At 52.6% G+C, this 17,948-nt stretch carries 17 protein-coding genes; 10 read left to right on the plus strand and 7 right to left on the minus strand.

The features are described from left to right. Positions 1–159 precede the first annotated feature (159 nt). The 3 genes from gpmI to CWO84_RS18045 all read left to right on the plus strand — a co-directional run bounded on the left by gpmI (position 160) and on the right by CWO84_RS18045 (position 3,236). The gene (gpmI, locus tag CWO84_RS18035; protein WP_101054343.1) at positions 160–1,800 is read left to right on the plus strand and encodes a 2,3-bisphosphoglycerate-independent phosphoglycerate mutase; all 1,641 of its coding nucleotides are present in this window, start codon (positions 160–162) and stop codon (positions 1,798–1,800) included. Positions 1,801–1,914: 114 nt separating this feature from the next. Then, complete coding sequence (locus tag CWO84_RS18040) at positions 1,915–2,712, plus strand: cobalamin-binding protein (protein ID WP_033157817.1); 798 nt, start codon at positions 1,915–1,917, stop codon at positions 2,710–2,712. Between the two features lie 182 nt (positions 2,713–2,894). After that, entirely contained in the window at positions 2,895–3,236 is a 342-nt protein-coding gene (locus CWO84_RS18045; protein WP_101054346.1) for a hypothetical protein, read from the plus strand. 91 nt (positions 3,237–3,327) lie between these two features. On the opposite strand, the gene CWO84_RS18050 is transcribed toward CWO84_RS18045, so the two are convergent. Next, positions 3,328–4,533, minus strand: a complete 1,206-nt coding sequence (locus tag CWO84_RS18050) for an HD-GYP domain-containing protein (protein ID WP_101054349.1) — start codon at positions 4,531–4,533, stop codon at positions 3,328–3,330. A 236-nt stretch (positions 4,534–4,769) separates the two neighbouring features. Here CWO84_RS18050 and CWO84_RS18055 point away from each other — a divergent pair, with 236 nt between their 5' ends. After that, positions 4,770–5,177, plus strand: a complete 408-nt coding sequence (locus tag CWO84_RS18055; RefSeq protein ID WP_033157814.1) for a DUF805 domain-containing protein — start codon at positions 4,770–4,772, stop codon at positions 5,175–5,177. A 224-nt stretch (positions 5,178–5,401) separates the two neighbouring features. Here CWO84_RS18055 and CWO84_RS18060 read toward each other — a convergent pair whose 3' ends face one another. Continuing rightward, positions 5,402–5,671 (minus strand): hypothetical protein, encoded by a 270-nt coding sequence (locus tag CWO84_RS18060; protein WP_033157813.1) that lies wholly within the window; start codon positions 5,669–5,671, stop codon positions 5,402–5,404. Between the two features lie 554 nt (positions 5,672–6,225). Here CWO84_RS18060 and CWO84_RS18065 point away from each other — a divergent pair. Then, on the plus strand, positions 6,226–7,008 hold the full coding sequence (locus CWO84_RS18065; RefSeq protein ID WP_101054353.1) for a symmetrical bis(5'-nucleosyl)-tetraphosphatase: 783 nt from the start codon (positions 6,226–6,228) through the stop codon (positions 7,006–7,008). A gap of 28 nt (positions 7,009–7,036) precedes the next feature. On the opposite strand, the gene CWO84_RS18070 is transcribed toward CWO84_RS18065, so the two are convergent. Next, positions 7,037–7,762, minus strand: coding sequence for a pentapeptide repeat-containing protein (locus CWO84_RS18070; RefSeq protein ID WP_033157875.1), 726 nt, complete (start codon positions 7,760–7,762; stop codon positions 7,037–7,039). Between the two features lie 194 nt (positions 7,763–7,956). Here CWO84_RS18070 and CWO84_RS18075 point away from each other — a divergent pair, with 194 nt between their 5' ends. Both CWO84_RS18075 and CWO84_RS18080 read left to right on the plus strand, forming a co-directional pair. Continuing rightward, the gene (locus CWO84_RS18075) at positions 7,957–8,226 is read left to right on the plus strand and encodes a hypothetical protein (protein WP_033157811.1); all 270 of its coding nucleotides are present in this window, start codon (positions 7,957–7,959) and stop codon (positions 8,224–8,226) included. Positions 8,227–8,345: 119 nt separating this feature from the next. After that, the gene (locus CWO84_RS18080; RefSeq protein WP_033157810.1) at positions 8,346–10,376 is read left to right on the plus strand and encodes a methyl-accepting chemotaxis protein; all 2,031 of its coding nucleotides are present in this window, start codon (positions 8,346–8,348) and stop codon (positions 10,374–10,376) included. 52 nt (positions 10,377–10,428) lie between these two features. Here CWO84_RS18080 and CWO84_RS18085 read toward each other — a convergent pair whose 3' ends face one another. The 4 genes from CWO84_RS18085 to orn all read right to left on the minus strand — a co-directional run bounded on the left by CWO84_RS18085 (position 10,429) and on the right by orn (position 13,542). Then, on the minus strand, positions 10,429–10,818 hold the full coding sequence (locus CWO84_RS18085; RefSeq protein WP_033157809.1) for a group 1 truncated hemoglobin: 390 nt from the start codon (positions 10,816–10,818) through the stop codon (positions 10,429–10,431). A gap of 157 nt (positions 10,819–10,975) precedes the next feature. Beyond that, complete coding sequence (gene serS, locus CWO84_RS18090; protein ID WP_101054356.1) at positions 10,976–12,247, minus strand: serine--tRNA ligase; 1,272 nt, start codon at positions 12,245–12,247, stop codon at positions 10,976–10,978. Between the two features lie 42 nt (positions 12,248–12,289). Continuing rightward, positions 12,290–12,997, minus strand: a complete 708-nt coding sequence (gene crcB / locus CWO84_RS18095) for a fluoride efflux transporter CrcB (RefSeq protein WP_033157807.1) — start codon at positions 12,995–12,997, stop codon at positions 12,290–12,292. Next, entirely contained in the window at positions 12,997–13,542 is a 546-nt protein-coding gene (gene orn / locus CWO84_RS18100; RefSeq protein WP_033157874.1) for an oligoribonuclease, read from the minus strand. Before orn ends, crcB begins: the two co-directional genes overlap by 1 nt. A gap of 89 nt (positions 13,543–13,631) precedes the next feature. On the opposite strand from orn, the gene CWO84_RS18105 reads away from it, so the two are divergent. From CWO84_RS18105 to CWO84_RS18115, 3 genes are all read left to right on the plus strand, one after another. Next, positions 13,632–14,882, plus strand: a complete 1,251-nt coding sequence (locus tag CWO84_RS18105) for a M48 family metallopeptidase (protein WP_033157806.1) — start codon at positions 13,632–13,634, stop codon at positions 14,880–14,882. Next, positions 14,882–15,793, plus strand: coding sequence for a ribosome small subunit-dependent GTPase A (rsgA, locus tag CWO84_RS18110; protein WP_101054360.1), 912 nt, complete (start codon positions 14,882–14,884; stop codon positions 15,791–15,793). The genes CWO84_RS18105 and rsgA overlap by 1 nt, the downstream gene beginning before the upstream one ends. A 122-nt stretch (positions 15,794–15,915) precedes the next feature. Next, the gene (locus CWO84_RS18115; RefSeq protein WP_101054363.1) at positions 15,916–17,943 is read left to right on the plus strand and encodes an alpha-ketoacid dehydrogenase subunit alpha/beta; all 2,028 of its coding nucleotides are present in this window, start codon (positions 15,916–15,918) and stop codon (positions 17,941–17,943) included. Positions 17,944–17,948: the final 5 nt, after the last annotated feature.

Below are 17,948 nucleotides of genomic sequence, written 5' to 3' on the forward strand. Positions count from 1 at the left end.
AGTCACCATCGCCAACGCCTTCTTTTATCCTGACGCGCTGCTGGACGTCGCTGATCAGGTATGATGTCGGGCATTTTGACCGCTCAGCCGTCACACAAATCTAAATCGCTAAACCCTGTTTCTTTTAACTTCTGACGTACCACTCACTGACATAACACCATGAAATTAACAAAATCTTCCCGTTTTCCCACCTGCCCCGGCCCTGTCGTTACCATCGTTCTGGATGGCGTCGGCATTTCGCCGCGCGAAGACGGCGACGCGGTTAAAGCCGCGCGCACCCCAAATCTGGACCGTTACATGGCCAGCTATCCGATGACCACGCTGCTGGCGCACGGCACCGCAGTGGGCATGCCCAGCGACGAAGACATGGGTAATAGCGAAGTCGGCCACAATGCCTTCGGTGCCGGCCGGGTGTTTGCCCAAGGCGCGAAACTGGTCGCCGAATCGATCAGCAGCGGCCATCTCTGGCAAGGCCATGCCTGGCATGAGGTGGTCGCTACCGCCAAACAAGGCGGCACTTTGCATTTCTTAGGTCTGTTCTCCGATGGGAACGTGCATTCGCATATCGACCATTTGAAAGCGATGATCGAGCAAGCGAAGCAAGAAGGCGTGGCTAAAGTGCGTATCCACATTTTGCTGGATGGCCGCGACGTCGGCGAAACGTCAGCTTTGGAGTACGTCGATCCGTTCGAAGCCTATCTGGACGGCTTGCGCGGCGCGGATTTTGATGTGGCGATTGCTTCCGGCGGCGGCCGCATGCAAATCACCATGGACCGTTACGAAGCGGACTGGTCGATGGTCAAACGCGGCTGGGACATCCACGTGCTGGGTTTGGGCCGGCAATTTGCCAGCGCCCACGAAGCAATTGAAACCTTCCGCAACGAAGCCAATGTTATCGACCAGGATTTGCCCGGCTTCGTGATTGCCAAAGACGGCAAGCCTCTCGGTACTATAGTCGACGGCGACGCGGTGGTTTTTTTCAACTTCCGCGGCGACCGCGCTATCGAAATTTCCCGCGCCTTTACCGAAGAACAATTCAGCCCCTTCGAGCGTGGCCCGCTGTCGAAAGTGACTTACGCCGGCATGATGCAATACGACGGCGATACCAAACTGCCGCCACGCTTTCTGGTCGAGCCACCTACCATAGACCGCACACTGGGCGAATACCTAGCTAAAAACGACATCAGCCAATACGCCATCAGCGAAACCCAAAAATTCGGCCACGTGACCTATTTCTGGAACGGCAACCGCTCCGGCAAATTCGACGAGGCCTCCGAAACGTACGTGGAAATCCCCAGCGATGTAGTGCCTTTCGAACAACGGCCCTGGATGAAATGCGCCGAGATCACCGACACCCTGATCGACGCGGTGCGTAGCGGCAAATATAAGTACCTGCGGGTCAATTATGCCAACGGTGATATGGTCGGCCACACCGGCAATTTCGAGGCGGCGGTAACCGCGATGCAAGGCCTGGATCTGCAATTGGCACGTCTGATTCCGGTGATTTTGGAGATGAACGGCACGGCAATCATCACCGCCGACCACGGCAATGCCGACGAAATGTACGAGCTGGATAAAAAAGGCAATGTCACCCGCAATGCAGAGGGCCGCACCAAGGCCAAAACCTCGCACACCTTGAATCCGGTACCGTTCGTGTTGGTGTCCGGGGAAAATCCTGGCTACGCACTCCGCGACGATTTGCCGAAAGCCGGCTTGTCGAATGTGGCTGCGACTATTTTGAATCTGCTGGGTTTTGAAGCGCCGGAAGATTACGATCCTAGCTTGATCAAAGCCAGCTAAGCCGTAAAGCATTCTGAGCTGATGACACCGCCTTTCGGCTATACGCTGTTAGGCGGTTTTTATTGGCCGCTGGAAATTCGTTAAAAACCCCTGATGACCTAATTTGGAAAACTAATGGACTACCCCGAACGCATCGTCTGTTTAACCGACGAAACCACCGAGACCTTGTATTTGCTGGGCCAGCAAGCTCGTATCGTCGGCATCTCCGGCTATACTGTCCGACCGGCGCAGGCTCGCCAGGAAAAACCCAAGGTCTCGGCGTTTACCAGCGCCAAAATCGATAAAATCCTAGCGCTAGAGCCTGATCTGGTGCTGGGCTTTTCGAATTTGCAAGCTGAGATTGCGGCGGAGTTAATCCGTAACGGTATTGCTGTGCATGTGTTCAATCAACGCTCAGTCAACGGTATTTTGCAGATGATAGGCTTGCTGGGCGCGATGGTCGGCGTCCCGGAAAAAGCTGCTACGCTGGTGGCGCAGTACCGGCAACAACTGGAAACCACCCGCCTGCGCAGCCTAAGTTTTGCCAGACGTCCCAAGGTGTATTTTGAAGAATGGGATGAGCCGATGATTTCCGGTATCCGCTGGGTATCGGAGTTGATTGGCATCGCCGGCGGTGAGGACTGCTTTGCCGAATTGGCCACGGAACATTCCGCCAAACAGCGCATCATCGCCGATCCTCAGGAAGTGGTAAGGCGCGCGCCTGACATCATCATCGGCTCCTGGTGCGGTAAAAAATTCCGCCCGGATCACCTGGCTGCCCGCCCCGGTTGGGACAGCATTCCGGCCGTACAACAACAACGAGTCTACGAAATTAAATCTTGCGATATTTTACAGCCAGGACCGGCGGCACTTAGCGATGGTTTGGCCCAAATATGTCAGATCATCAATGATTGGCAGCAAGATTGTGCTTAGCCTAATAGGTGCTCAAATAAATCCAATAGCGCAGGCTATAGCTGTGAATTAATCCCGCCGGGCCGGATGGAATAGTTCATATCAAAACCCGCGCCTAAATCTTAATCTCCTCTTCGAAAGGGATTCTTCATGCCACCCCCCCCAGGGAGCTTGATCAATGATCATCATCGAAGAGGTATCACATGAAAACGCCAAAATTATTTTTCCTAAGCACTGTTTTGTTCGGCGCCAGCGCCATTGCCCATGCCCAGCCGACCGGTGGCGGCACCACACCTAAACCGGTATGTAAAACCTTCGATATTCCCACGATTATTTGTCCGGAAGGCTGGACCATAGCCGACGATCTGAGCAACGGCACCAATAAATGTACGACCGGCTTTATCAAAAGAACATTCTGCAAAAATGTTGCTGCGCGCAGTGGTTTTCAGGGTAACGTCGAAGTGATCAATACCGGCTCCAAGTTATTTGAATTTGTGCAGCCAGTCGATGAATCAGGCGCGCCTATCGCCATAGAAGCTGAATAGCTGTTGCCAGCCAAAACATGCATAAACCTGTATTGGGCCGCGTAGGTAGCCCAATACAGCGTCATAAAATCAGACGGCAACTTCACTGTGACTATAAATAGCGCTGAGGATCGACCCCACACTTCGCGGGCACCTCAAACGAGGTAATCCGATCATTACAACCGGGTTTGGACAGATCAAAATCTGCGGGAGGTGTGTAGCAGCGCGTCCGGGCATTGAATACCACTCTCACCCGGGGATGTAGCAGGTTTTCATGATGTTGCTCGACCACGACGGCCAAATAACCGCTCTCCAGTCGTACTAAGGTGCCGACCGGATAAATGCCGATGCTGCGAATAAATTGATGCACCAGCGTCAGATTGAAATGATGGTCGCTCCATTCCAATAACTTTCTTAGCACTTCGGTGGGTTCGATGCCGGTGTGATAAACCCGCGTGGATGTCAGTGCATCGTATACGTCCACTACCGCAGCCATCTGCCCGTAAAGGCTGATTTCATCGCCCTTCAGGCCTAGTGGATAACCACTGCCGTTGTAGCATTCGTGGTGTTCGGCTGCGACATTGAGCGTGATGGGTGAAATACCCGGCGTTTTCTCCAGTAATTGACAGCCGTAGCGCACATGATTTTTCATGATCTCAAATTCGCTTTCCGTCAGTTTTCCAGGTTTGTTCAGAATGTTATTCGGCACCTGCATTTTGCCGATGTCGTGCAATAAACCACCCAGGCCGACCTGTTCGATAAGCTTGCGGTCTATATCCAAAGCTCTGCAAAAACTAATCAGCAAGGTGCCGACCGCCACGGAATGCTGAAAAGTATATTTATCAGCCTGCTTGATTCTGAGCAGACTGACTATGGCGTCCGGGTTACGGAAAATCGAATCGATGATATTGGAAACCACCGGCTCTACCTGCTCCAATTCGACCTGCTTACCCAAGCGGCAATCCTGGAGGACGTTGTGTACGATGCGGTTGGCTTCGCGGCAGACTTGCTTGGCTTTTACACGTTCTTTTTCGACGCTAACCTGCGGCGGCACGCGCTTGAGCGTGCGCCCCAAGTGCTGCATATGTTCGTCAAGCTGCCGGTTTATGTCATGAACGGATGGAGCTTCCGGCATATCCGGGCCGAGCGCGGTGTCTATGTAGACCTGGCAAATGCCGTAGGCGGCGATTTTTTCGATGTCTTGAGCGGATTCAATCAAAAAGCTGTTGCGCAAGAACGGGTGGTTTATCCACGGGCAGTTGATGTCGTGGATAAACATCTTGGGCTTCAGGTCGGCTACATCGATTTTTTTTATCATTGCGCATTTGCCTGGCGGATTGCGACTATGGCGGCATACCCGTTATGAATAGGACCGGGTTCGCTGTAAGTGTATCAGCAGTAGTCATGAACGGAGCAGTAACCAATAAAGCCACCAAAACAACCCCTAATCCTAGTGCGGGGATCATCAAAAAACACGCAAAAATTGGCAATCGCCAGCCGCTGAGCTAACCTAGGCGATCCGGTTAACTGCAAATTTAGGGAATAGATAGAACCATGCTGCGTTACGACCGTTCTCGATACATCGCTTTAGGCCTGCCGGCTTTGCTGAATGCTTTGGCGCTACCCCTGTATGCGCATCAGATAACGACCAGCGGGTCGTCCGACGAATATGCCGTGCCGTTCTATTTGATTATCGCCCTGGCATGCGGCTTATTCGGGGTATCCGCCATGATAAAACGCTGCCGCGACATCGGCTCTTCGGCCTGGGGAATATTGCTCGGATTTTTGTTCGCGCCGCCGCTGATGCTGTTGGTGGCTTTGGTATTAATATTCGCCCCCAGCAATCCGGCCGCCGACCAACTGGAAGCTCCGGCGTTGCGCCCTACCTTCGATATCTGGTTTACCGGCTTTCTGTTATTGGTGAGCCCGTGGATGCCTGTGCTATTAGTACGGGCTTTGTAAGCGCTTATTCCAATCAGCTGGTTTGAACCTGTTCAAGATTATCAACCACGCCCTTAGACGCGCCTAAAACCTTGGTTTCCGGGAAGATAAAATTCTTTTAGCCCGGCCCTTAATTATCTTCGCTCAATGGTAATCTTGGATTCCCGCTTTCGCGAGCATTACAGCGAAGTGACTATTTGGGCAATACTGGCGGAACGCCCGAAGGCGTCCGCCGTGAGTTGAGCTCATTTGGTATTTCTGGGATAGCTGTAAATAGCTTGACCATGGGCTTTATCAACATAAATCATATCTTTTTCCGCTACCACAACCGGCGCAAGCGGATTGGGATAACTATGTATGCCGCGATTGTGCGCGGGATTGTCGTAAACCACTTCAGCAACCCAACTATTTAAAAAGCCGCCGGAGGCGATGCGATCACCCTGTGCTTGAACACTTGTCGAGACAAGAGCGGCAGTAAGGACGATAGCCAATTGGATGGTATTTAAGGTTTTCATGATAGGTCTCCTGGTAATAATGGTTATGAACCCGGCCCTATCTGTTTCTGCATCTCGTTCGATAAGAACGGTATGTCGGCCTGGGTTAATAAATCACTGGAATTCTGATTGGAAATTCAACCGATCCAGCTTGGAGACCATTGTGAACAAACTCCTGGAGTAAATAAAATTGATTGTTTTTATGGCTTCAATAGATTTTACATATAGTGAATTCCTTGCCGGCTTGTCGAATAAAGCGACAGTCTGAGTATCACCAGCAGGAATGATGGGCTTAGTTAATCAGCGCGGCAAAGCGTGTCGATTACTTTACATTTCACCGGCAAAACTGCGGATTTAGTGGGGAACGAACCAGGTTAGTCCGATCAGCATATTGGCCATTTTCATCTATTTCCAACACATAATCAGTGAGTTGGCAGGATCGTCTTCCGCTGAAATCCGGCGCCAAGATTAATGGCATCAAAATTGATAGGGTTCAGGCAATATGCCGGCTTTGCGCTGACCTTCCGGTCATGGCCGGAGATTTGTTCAGACCTGGCTTTGGAATTTAAATACCTATGACTACCTATGCCATCGGCAGCGTAAACGGCGATTACCGAGCACTGATGCAACGGCTGACCACCATCGGCTTTGACCCATTGGAAGATCGACTGTGGTTTGCCGGCAATCTTATCAATCACGGGCCGGAATCTTTACAAGTACTGCGTTACGTGAAAAGCCTGGGCAAAGCAACTGTTGTGGTATTGGGCAAACAAGAACTCCATCTCTTGAGCGTTGCGCTGGGCTATACGCCATTGGCCCCGGAAGATACCTTGGATGAAATTCTTACCGCCCCGGACCGGGACGAATTATTGAAATGGCTACGACTGCGTAGCCTGATTCATCACGATGCCAAGCTTAATTTTACGCTGGTGCATGCCGGGATTCCCGGCGAATGGAGCTTTAGTCAGGCGCTGACTTTTGCGTATGAAGTGGAATCGGTTTTATCGGGAAGCAATTACGCGGCGTTTCTGGAAAACCGCAAGCAAGACCAGTCGCGCTGGCATGCCAAACTGCGCGGCTGGAAACGGCTGAATTTTATTGCCAATGCCTATACGCAAATGGCCTATTGCAATGAACAAGGCAAGCTGGATTTCAACGCAACGGGCCCAGTCGATGCTCAACCGAGCGGTTTAATGCCTTGGTATCGTGTCCCCAACCGGCTGACATCGCAATTGAACCTAGTTTTTGCCGATGACGCGCATTTTGCCGATATTAATTGCGCCGGCTTCTATCCGCTGCCCGCTTTGTCGGCTTTGCGATTATCGACATCCGGCGCAATGCTTGCAGCAATGTCTTAGCTTGAACTCATCCTGGCCGGCCATACGCTCATTTTTTAAAGCCCAGGGCTGTATCGGCCCCTGTCACATTAGTCAAATTTGCATCATCAAACTTGGCACTTCTAAAATCCGCGCCGGAAATGGTCGCGCCATCTAAATTGGCGCCGGACAAGTCAGCCCAAATAAACTGACCGCCGCTCAAATTGGCATGCCGGAGCGATGTATTGCTCATCAGCGCGTAATTAAAATTCGCGTCGCTCAAATCCGCATTGTTCAGTATCGCATTGTTCATTTCCAACTTATCGCGCAGTTGCCGCGGACTCGCCGAATTGGGACCTAAATTGGCCTGTTTTAATTTGGCGCCGGCGAAATTAACATTGTTCAGCGATCCGGTGACGCGGCTGCGGCTCAGGTCCGCGCCGGATAAGTCGGCATAATCCATCAGTACGCCATATAGGCTGGCATAGGATAAATCGGCATTCTGCAAATTCGCATTACGCATCTGCGCAAGATTGAGATTGACACCTACCATTTTAGCTGCCGTTAGCTTTGCCCCGTCAAGATTGCTGGAAAACAGGTCGGCTTTATTGAAATCGATTCCGGATAAATCCAAACCCGACAGGTCTTTCTTGATCAAGTTCGGCTGCTGACTGCCGGCCTCGGCTATAATCGCGATAACGCCTTCTCGAGTGAGTTCCGCTGCAGCGCATGGCAATAGCCAAAAACCCAAACTGAAAGCTACCAATGTTCGGCAAACACCGGAATCGTATTGCATAACTACTCCTCAAAGCGGGTTAGACGGTCAAAAAATAACCGCCATCTTGCGAGTTTCAGTGCATCATAATCCAATAAATCAGGCTTTAGGCAAATTTTCCCGCCCTATAGAAGCGCTACTTCCGGCCAGCCATGATCAAGGGTTTTCGACAAGTTATATACTTTTGGCAACACAACCACTAAAGGCTGTTTAGCGTGAACGCTTTCTATCATAAATTATTGATTTTGGGGCTGATACTAGCGCTGCCCGGTTTAGGCTGTTTCAGCTATTACACGCTTGAAGAAGCCGGCCCAAACACCGCACTGCCGGCGTTGGCGATTATGATAGCGTATCCGGCCTTACTGATTTCCCTGACAACCCTCATCATGTTGCGAGTTTCGAAGAAGCCGTCCCGTCCAGGGGCTTGGCTGGCGGGAAGCTGTTTAATCGTTTCGGCGGCGATCCTGCTGATTGCCCGCCTATAGAACATAAAACTGCTTAACAAACACGCCGCCGATTAAATTTACTAGATACTTTCCAAAAAACATAAAGCAACTATAGTTGCCCAGACACGCGCCCCCACAACATCGCCAGGATCTTAACTATGGATTTTGTCATTTCGCCCGCAATCGCCTTGATGGATAGGCTGCGCTATCCCGCAAAATTTGCGCTGCTATTCAGCATCGTGCTGATCCCGATGCTGTTCATGGCCGGCACCTTGATCAGACAATTTCAACAGGAAATCGACTCCTTGGCGCAAGAACGCCATGGCCTAAGTTACATCGCCGCCCTCAGAAAACCAATCGAACACATTCAGCAGCATCGGGGCATGACCAGCGCGTTTCGCAACGGCGCAACCCAATTTAAGGAACGCATCACGAGTAAACGCGAAGAAATCGATGGCTATTTTGCGGAACTGGAAAAAACCGACCGCGAACTGCATGAGGCCTTGCAAACCGACGACATGCTCGCCAAGCTCCGCCAACAGTGGAACGACATCAAAACACACTCCCAGGATCAAGAGTTAAGTGCAGTGATAACCGCTCATAACGTGTTGATTGCCGATGGCTTGAAGCTACTAACCCATATTTCGAACACGTCCGGCATCATCCTCGACCCCAAGCTGGATAGCTTTCATATGGGCTTCGTACTGACGGCCGATTTGCCCGAATTAATCGAAGTGATGGGGCAAACGCGGGCGCTGGCGTCCGGCATCGCCGCCAAAGGTAGTCACACACCGCAATCCTTGACCAAGCTGTTGATCTTAATCGCTAATATAGAAACCTATGCCCGCAAGGTGGATGAAGGCTTGGCCGTGGCGTTTGCGGAAAACCCCGAGGTGTCGCGAAACTTGCGCGGCACCAATGAAAACTACCGAACAGCCTTGCAAACCATGCTCGGTTTATTACGCCAGCAATTGGTCGAAAGCGAAACCATTTCTGTTGGTAGCGATACGGTATTCGAAACCTCCACCCAAGCCATCACCCAGTCTTACCAGCTTTACACCGGACTGATAGCCGAACTCGACCTGCTTTTTCGCACCCGCAGCGCGGCAGCCGAACAGTTTTTACAATTTACGCTGGCCGGGTTAATCGGGGTGTTGTTGGTGGTCATTGTGCTATTGCTGGGCTTAACCAAGTCGGTCAATCGCAACATAACCGCAATTAACCTCGCAACTAAGCGCGTTGCCCAAAACGACCTGAGCGCGAGAATACATATTGATGCCAACGATGAAATGCGGGAGATTGCCGAAAACTTTAACGCCATGATAGACACTAGTTCGGCTTTGCTGAAAGAAATCATTCATACCAGTGCCGAATTGCATACGTCGGCGCAAAAAGTCTACACAGTTGCCAACCAAAGTGCGACTCATCTCGACCGGCAACGCGAAGAAATCACCTCGGTTGCGACCGCGGTGAACCAGATGAGCGCGACCATCCAGGACGTTGCCTCCACCACCAATACGGCGGCCCAAGCGGCCAGCACCGCTAACGAGCAAACAAAAAACGGTCAAAGTGTCGTGGCAAGCGCCACACTATCGATCAGCCAATTGGCTAAAGACATCGAAGGTGCTGCCAATGTGATTCAAAGTCTGGAAAAAAGCAGCGAATCCATAGGCTCTTTGGTGGATGTGATTAAAAGTATCGCCGAACAAACCAACTTATTGGCATTGAATGCCGCCATTGAAGCCGCCCGCGCCGGCGAACACGGCCGCGGTTTTGCGGTAGTGGCGGATGAAGTTCGCAGCCTGGCAAGCCGTACCCAAGAATCGACTGCCGTAATCGAAAATATGATAGGCGAATTACAGGCCGGATCGCGCAAAGCGGTCACCGTGATGCAGCAAAGCCGTACGCAAGCTAATGTGGGTGTGGAGAAATCTCGGGAGGCCATGCAATCCCTGGAAGCGATCAGCCAATCGGTGGAAACCATCGACGCGATGAACCTGCAAATTGCCAGCGCGGCCGAAGAGCAAACGGCTGTGACGGAGGAAATCAATCGGAATATCGTCCACATTACCAATTTGTCGGAACACACCAGTAGCGGGGCTAATCAGACTACCGCCGAAGCCCGCCAGCTGAATCAGCTAGCGGAAAACTTACAAAAACTAACCACGCAATTCAAACTGAATATCTAGCAAGAGAAGCCGCTACCCGATTTGTGCAGGCACCCAGGTAGCGGAACCCATTCTATTTACCCAGCACTTCGCCTCTAACGCTTTCCACCAGTGCCGCGGCTTCCGCGATGAGTTCGGCAGGCACATTCAGCTCTTGCATAGTCGCGCCTAGATGCTCCATGACCGCGTCGAAATGGGAGTCGTTCAAACCCATTTTTACCAAGCGAGCGTGGCCGTCGCGCAAGGAACGTCCGGTGTAGTTGTTGGGACCGCCGAAAGCCACCGTCATAAAGGTTTTTAAATGCTCGGCTTGTTTAGCCATGTCGGTTCTTTCAAAAAAGCGGTTGATCCGAAAATCCCCCATCACTTTGCCGTAAAACACATCTACTGCGGCATTCACCGCCGCTTCGCCGCCGATGCGTTCATACAAAGTTGGTCCTTGCACTTCATTTGCTTCACTCATAATACCCCCTCGTTATAGTTTTTAATTTACGAGGCGTCTGTTAAATCGGCAAACTATTGATTTTTGACTGATTTAACGGCCTCGGCGGCGATAATACCCGATGATAGTTTCGTATCCAAACTATTTCACTGCCGCCAAAGACCTGACTGATTGTAAGTTATTGAATCTTTTCGATACCGCCCAAATAAGGCCGTAAAGCCTCCGGCACGGTGATGGAGCCGTCTTCGTTTTGATAATTTTCCATCACCGCTATTAAGGTGCGGCCGGCTGCCAAACCGGAACCGTTCAAGGTATGCACCAACTCCGGCTTGCCGGTTTCCGGATTGCGCCAGCGCGCTTGCAGACGCCGCGCCTGGAAATCCTTGAAGTTGCTGCAAGACGAAATCTCGCGGTATTTCTGCTGGCCCGGCAACCAGACTTCCAAATCGTAAGTTTTGGACGATGAAAAGCCAGTGTCGCCCGCGCACAGCAACACTTTGCGATACGGCAAATTCAACTTTTGCAAAATAGCTTCGGCGTGCGCAGTGAGTGCTTCATGAGCCTGCGCGGAGGTTTCCGGGGTGACGATTTGCACCAGCTCGACTTTTTCGAATTGATGCTGGCGTATCATGCCGCGCACGTCGCTGCCGTAGGCACCGGCTTCACTGCGAAAACACGGCGAATGGCAAACAAATTTCAGCGGCATTTGTTTGGCTTCGACGATCACATCGCGGACGATATTGGTGACCGGCACTTCGGCGGTCGGGATCAGGTAAAACGTCGGATCGTTTTTGACCGTGAACAGATCGGCTTCAAACTTGGGCAATTGGCCGGTACCGCGCAGGCTATCGGCATTGGCCAGGAACGGCACGTAGGTTTCCTGATAGCCGTGCTCGTTGATATGCGTATTCAACATCAACTGAATGATAGCGCGCTGCAAGGTCGCAAGCTTGCCGGCCAATACCACGAAACGGGCACTGGCGATTTTCGCGCCCAGCTCGAAATTCATGCCCAGCGGCTCACCCAAGTCGACGTGGTCTTTTGGAGTAAATGTAAATTGGCGCGGCTCGCCCCAGCGGCTCACTTCCTGGTTATCCGCATCGCTTTTACCGGCAAGTACTGCTTCATCGAGAATATTGGGGATGCCTTCCAATAGCACGCTCAATTGGTTTTGAATGTTGTTTAACTCGGATTCCGCTGCTTTCAGTTGATCGCCCAAATCCGCCACCTGATCCAGCAAGGGTTGCACATCTTCGCCCTTGGCTTTGGCTTGGCCGATGGCTTTGGAGCGGGTATTACGTTCGTTTTGCAACTCCTGGGTTTTGACCTGAACCTCTTTGCGCCGGTCCTCCAGAGCTTGATAAGCGGCGGCATCGAATTGAAAGCCGCGTCTTTGCAGCTGTTGCATAACCAGTTCCAGGTCGCTTCTAAATAAACGGGGGTCTAGCATGATGTTAAAGATCCTGAATTGAAAAAAGAGATAAAACGACGGCTATACCTGCTTGCCCAGCCACAAGCCGGTCCACAGTGCGGCGGCGCAAAACACGATGTTGCTTAGAAAAACGGTCAGCATCGCACCCATGTGCGATTCGAAGGAATGACCACTTTCCAGCAGGTAGAGAATCAAATATAAGCCGGACAGCGTGATGAATAAACCAATCAGAACGGTCACTAAAATGGCCCGGTATTCTATTGAAATGGACAGTTTGTGCATCAACACCGTGGCGACGATGCCGATCAAAAACGCGCCGATGCCATTAACCAGCGTCAATGCATAGGGAAACGGCCAGTCGAACACACGAATTGTGCCCTGCGAATAGAAAAACAAGCCTTTGCCTAGCGCCAAACCGGCCCATACCGCTAACAGGCAACCGAACACGCTGGCTACAATATTCAGACCGGCCTTGCTGAGTTGTCCCTGTTCCAGCAAATAAAAGGTTTCCAGAGAAAAGCTGGAAAAAGTGGTAAATCCACCCATCACGCCGACCAGAATCGCGGTGCGGTATTCCAAGGCAATCGTCAGACGTTGCAGAATCAACGCTTCGGTCATCAGCCCGATCAAAAATGAGCCGAGCAAATTGACCGTCAAGGTACCGTAAGGAAAGCCCCGGCCCAGCCACAGATATACGCCGCTGGAGGCCAGATAGCGCAACATGGAGCCTATGGCGCCGCCAAGAGCGACCGCGAACAATTGCAACATCAGAATTTAAAGAACGTTTCCCGGTAGTACCGTAATTCTTCGATGGACTCGATGATGTCGTCCAGCGCTTTGTGCGAGGCTTGTTTGTTAAAGCCATCCTTTAACTGCGGCGCCCAGCGCGCGGCTAGTTCCTTAACGGTGGAGACGTCCAGGTTGCGGTAATGGAAATAGGCTTCCAATTTGGGCATGTAGCGATAGAGAAAGCGCCTGTCCTGACAAATGCTGTTTCCACAGATCGGTGACGTTCTGGCCGGCACCCATTCTTGCAAAAACGCGATGGTTAGCGCTTCCGCTTCGGCCGCGTCGATTTTTGATTCCTTCACCCGCTGAATCAATCCGGACTGCCCATGGTGCTTCTGGTTCCAGTCGTCCATTGCCGCCAGCGCCGCGTCAGACTGATGCACCGCCATCACCGGCCCTTCGGCCAGGATTTGCAGATTTTTGTCGGTCACTACCGTGGCGATTTCGATGATCAGATCGTTATCAGGATCTAAGCCTGTCATTTCCAGATCGATCCAGATAAGATTGTCGGCATCTTGAGCCATTTTCATTCCATGGTATTAATAATGTTGCGGCAAATTGTAGCATTAGCTAATCTGTACCGCTAATTGTTAACCCCACCTACATAGGCTTGATGAACACGTTTACCGGCATTTTTTTAGCGGCTTTAGTCCTTTCCTACGGCATCCAATTTTGGCTGGCAATGCGCCAGAAATCCTACGTTTTACAGCATCGCGAGCAGGTGCCGACCGCCTTTCAAGACCGAGTGTCACTCAGCGCGCACCAAAAGGCTGCCGATTACACCATAGAGAAAAGCAAACTGGGCGACATCGACAGCGTGGTCGGCATGGTATTTCTGCTGGCGCTGACCTTGGGTGGCGGCATCAGCCTGGTGTTCGATTTCTGGTCAACCTTCGATTTGTCGCCACTGATGGCCAGCTTGTTGTCAATGGCCAGCATTTTTCTGCTGATGACTGTAATTGAAATCCCGTTTAGCCTTTACCAAACCTTTGTCATTGAGGAAAAATACGGCTTCAACAAAAGCAAACTGCCGCAGTTCGTGAAAGACCAACTAATGTCCATGGGCTTGACGCTGGCGATAGGTTTGCCGATTCTGGCTCTGATTCTATGGGTCATGGACAGTATCGGTAGCCTATGGTGGTTATATGCTTGGGCGATCATCATGAGTTTCTCTCTGTTGATGAGCTGGCTGTTTCCGACCTTGATCGCACCGCTGTTCAACAAATTCGAGCCGATGCAGGAAGGCTCTTTGAAGCAACGTATTCAAGGCCTATTGGAACGCTGCGGCTTCAGCAGCAACGGCATTTTCATTATGGACGGTTCACGCCGTTCCGGCCATGGCAACGCTTATTTCACCGGCCTGGGCAATAACAAGCGCATCGTGTTCTTCGATACGCTGGTCAATTCGCTGGACGAGGAAGAATTGGAAGCGGTTTTGGCACACGAGTTGGGCCATTTCAAATGCAAGCACACCATCAAGATGCTGGTGGCTTCGTCGGTGATGACCTTGATCAGCTTTGCGGTGCTAGGCTGGTTGATTACCCAGGACTGGTTTTTCGACGGTTTGGGGGTCACTACCCATTCCAACGCTGCCGCATTATTGCTATTTATGCTGGTATCGCCGGTCTTCACCACGTTTATGCAACCGATCAGCGCCTATTTTCAACGTAAATTCGAGTTCGAAGCCGACGACTTTGCGACCCGAAATGCCCAAGGCAGCAAAATGATCAGCGGTTTGGTGAAACTTTACGAAGAAAACGCCAGCACGCTGACCCCCGACCCCTTGTACTCCGCATTTCATTACAGCCATCCGCCCGCCGCGATCCGCATAGCGCATATCGAACAAAAGATGCAGTCCGCCTGATGGCAGACTTGCACCAAGGCTTGGTCGTCGCCCATCTCGGCAAGGGGATTGCTGTCGAGGTGAGCGACGATGCCGGTGTAACCGTCGAGCAGCTCGTGCTTTGCCAAACACTACGTAAACTGGACACTGTGGTGGTCGGCGACAGGGTGATGCTATCGATGTCCTCACCCGAGCAAGGCCGCATCGAGCAAATAATGCCCAGGCGCTCGGTGTTGCAACGCCCGAGCCGCGGCAACGACACCCGGCCGGTAGCGGCCAATCTGGATACCATTTTCATCGTCTTCGCCGCCGAACCGGAATGCGATTTTCTGCTGCTGGATCAATATCTGGCGATTTGCGAAAACTGCAATATCGATGCGGCGCTAGTACTCAATAAAATCGACTTGCCGCTATCACCCGCCGTCGAGGCAGAACTGGCTTATTATCAAAACTTGGGCTATAGCCTACATAGAGTCAGCGCCAAACAAGCGGTTGGTATTCAGGGTTTACAACAGGTTTTGGCACAGCAGACCAGCATGTTCGCCGGCCAATCCGGGGTTGGAAAATCGTCTTTGACGAATGCACTATTGCCGGACCGGAACCTAAGAACCAACACTGTATCGGAAATCACCCGCCACGGCCGCCATACCACCACGGCCGCGACGCTTTACCATTTACCGGGCGGCGGCGATTTAATCGACAGCCCCGGCGTGGCCATATTTGGCTTGGCCGGTTTGTCGGAAGGGCAACTGGCTTGGGGTTATAGAGAATTTCAGCCGCACATCGGCAAATGTCGCTTCAACGACTGCCGGCATGTCAATGACAAGGATTGTGCGGTGCGGCTGGCGGTAGAAGCGGGCCAAATTGCCGCAGAGCGCTACCAGCGCTTCTTAAAACTTAGAGAAAAGATGCCGCCGGGCAATCGCAACTAGTCCCTTCCAACACATGATTCTGCATTCCGGACCAGCTCAATCCCATCTTGCGTGCTACAGTAGGTTCGCGTAAATTATATTCTTTCGACTAAAGCACTAGCCAAGACCGCCGGAACCAATACATGGATACACACACAGTAGCTCGCCTTCCGGACGATAAAACTTGGCAAGTGCCGGGCTTCACGCGCGACCAGCACGGCAAGCCGCAAATCGAGCTCGACCCGGCAAGTCTTTATGCATATGGCCACCTGATACGCCTGACCGAAGAATTGGTGCTGGATCAATTTTCCCGCGGCCTCGTTTCAGGCACCACCCACACCTGCATCGGCCAGGAGCTCACCGCATTATCGGTGGTGCGCGCCTTGGACCATCCCGATGACGCCGTGCTTTCCAATCATCGCAATCACGGCCATTTCCTGTCGTATTCCGGAGACTTTGTCGGACTGGTTGGCGAAATTATGGGCCGGGAGGCCGGCGCTTGCGGCGGTTGGGGCGGCAGTCAACACCTGGTCCATCGTAATTTTCACAGTAACGGTGTGCAGGGCGGCATGCTGGGCATCGGCGCCGGCTTAGCGTTAGCGCGCAAGCTGCACGACAGCGCCGGAATCGTGGCCGCCATCATAGGCGACGGCACACTCGGCCAAGGCTTGGTTTACGAAGCCATGAATATGGCGTCGGTCTGGAACGCACCGTTGCTGGTCGTGGTCGAGAACAACGGTATTTCTCAGACTACCGTCAGTCGCGACAATCTGGGCGGCGACATCCAAGCCCGTGGCGCAGCATTCGGACTACCCACTTGGCGTCTTGCCGACGATGATCCTGAATTCTGCCGCAAAGTAGCGGAAGCCGTCAGCGCAGTGCGCGCGAGTCGCGGCCCCGGCTTCCTGGTAATCGATACCCGGCGGATGGGCCCGCACAGTAAAGGCGACGATCTGCGCGATCCAAACGAACTCGCAGAAATTCGCGCCCGAGATCCATTGGCCGCCTTGGCCAGGCAGTTGCCGGCAGATACGCTGGCAACTATCGAAGCCCGCAATCGCGAATTCGTGGAAACGGTACGCCAAGCGGCCAACGCGTCCCCGGAAGCCACGCTCGCCGAGACACCGACACACATCTTCTCCGCTCAACCTGAATACCCAGTGCCCAGTTATCCGCCAATCGCGGCGGGCAGCAACGTGCGGCAGGTTTTGAACACCGCCTTGCAATTCCTGCTCAAGTCCGATCAGCGCACGCTATTAATCGGCGAAGACCTGCACGACCCCTACGGCGGCGCCTTCAAAGTCACACAAGGCCTGTCCAGCGAATTTCCCGGTCGCGTCATTTCCACACCGATCAGCGAGGCAGGCATCACCGGCTCGTCTATTGGCTTGTCGCTTGACGGCTACTTGCCCATCGTGGAAATCATGTTCGCCGATTTCCTGTCGCTATGCCTGGATCAACTGCTGAACCATGCCGTGAAATTCCCAGGCATGTTTGCAGACACCTCCGTGCCTATAGTCATCCGCACACCTTGCGGCGGCCGGCGCGGCTACGGCCCCACCCACAGCCAAAGCCCGGAGCACCTGTTTACGTCTGTGCCAGGCCTGACCGTGGTTTACGGCAGTCATAGGCACAATGTCGCCGAACTGTTAATCGACGCGGTGCTGCGCTGGCACTACCCGGTGCTGTTTCTGGAACACAAACTGCTGTACGGCGAAAAAATGGACCCGGCGGATTATGTCGCGCTGCCGGCCACGGATGATGTGGCGACCCACTTGTTCCCTACCCTACGCCGGGGTGCGAATGAACCTGATGTAACGTTAGTAAGCTACGGCGGCATGCTGACAATGACCGAAGCCGTGGCGAACAGACTGGAAAGCGAAGAAGAGCTGGAAGTTGAAATCGTCTCGCCGTCGCTGCTGTCGCCGTTGCCGCGCGAATCGCTGATCAAGCATCTGGCAGCCCGAGAATGCGTGGTCGTGATCGAGGAATCTCACCACGACTTCGGTGTCAGCGCCGAAATCGCCGCCGCTTTGCTCGAATCAGGATTCAAGGGCCAGTTTCTACGCATCGGCACACCGCCCGTGCCCATCGCCTCCGCCCGCAGCCTGGAGCGCAGCATTATTCCCGACGAACAATCGATAATCGAGCAAATTCTCGACCTTTTTTAAAGGAC

The sequence above is a fragment of the Methylomonas sp. Kb3 genome, assembly GCF_002834115.1.
GTDB classification, from domain to species: domain Bacteria; phylum Pseudomonadota; class Gammaproteobacteria; order Methylococcales; family Methylomonadaceae; genus Methylomonas; species Methylomonas defluvii.

Excerpts from the sequence above, each read along its gene's own strand:
- CWO84_RS18065 (WP_101054353.1), top strand. The coding sequence starts at position 6,226 with ATGACTACCTATGCCATCGGCAGCGTAAACGGCGATTACCGAGCACTG.
- CWO84_RS18050 (WP_101054349.1), bottom strand. The coding sequence starts at position 4,533 with ATGATAAAAAAAATCGATGTAGCCGACCTGAAGCCCAAGATGTTTATC.
- CWO84_RS18040 (WP_033157817.1), top strand. The coding sequence starts at position 1,915 with ATGGACTACCCCGAACGCATCGTCTGTTTAACCGACGAAACCACCGAG.
- crcB (WP_033157807.1), bottom strand. The coding sequence starts at position 12,997 with ATGTTGCAATTGTTCGCGGTCGCTCTTGGCGGCGCCATAGGCTCCATG.
- CWO84_RS18085 (WP_033157809.1), bottom strand. The coding sequence starts at position 10,818 with ATGAGTGAAGCAAATGAAGTGCAAGGACCAACTTTGTATGAACGCATC.
- CWO84_RS18060 (WP_033157813.1), bottom strand. The coding sequence starts at position 5,671 with ATGAAAACCTTAAATACCATCCAATTGGCTATCGTCCTTACTGCCGCT.
- orn (WP_033157874.1), bottom strand. The coding sequence starts at position 13,542 with ATGGCTCAAGATGCCGACAATCTTATCTGGATCGATCTGGAAATGACA.
- CWO84_RS18045 (WP_101054346.1), top strand. The coding sequence starts at position 2,895 with ATGAAAACGCCAAAATTATTTTTCCTAAGCACTGTTTTGTTCGGCGCC.
- rsgA (WP_101054360.1), top strand. The coding sequence starts at position 14,882 with ATGGCAGACTTGCACCAAGGCTTGGTCGTCGCCCATCTCGGCAAGGGG.
- CWO84_RS18115 (WP_101054363.1), top strand. The coding sequence starts at position 15,916 with ATGGATACACACACAGTAGCTCGCCTTCCGGACGATAAAACTTGGCAA.
- CWO84_RS18105 (WP_033157806.1), top strand. The coding sequence starts at position 13,632 with ATGAACACGTTTACCGGCATTTTTTTAGCGGCTTTAGTCCTTTCCTAC.
- gpmI (WP_101054343.1), top strand. The coding sequence starts at position 160 with ATGAAATTAACAAAATCTTCCCGTTTTCCCACCTGCCCCGGCCCTGTC.
- CWO84_RS18080 (WP_033157810.1), top strand. The coding sequence starts at position 8,346 with ATGGATTTTGTCATTTCGCCCGCAATCGCCTTGATGGATAGGCTGCGC.
- serS (WP_101054356.1), bottom strand. The coding sequence starts at position 12,247 with ATGCTAGACCCCCGTTTATTTAGAAGCGACCTGGAACTGGTTATGCAA.
- CWO84_RS18070 (WP_033157875.1), bottom strand. The coding sequence starts at position 7,762 with ATGCAATACGATTCCGGTGTTTGCCGAACATTGGTAGCTTTCAGTTTG.
- CWO84_RS18055 (WP_033157814.1), top strand. The coding sequence starts at position 4,770 with ATGCTGCGTTACGACCGTTCTCGATACATCGCTTTAGGCCTGCCGGCT.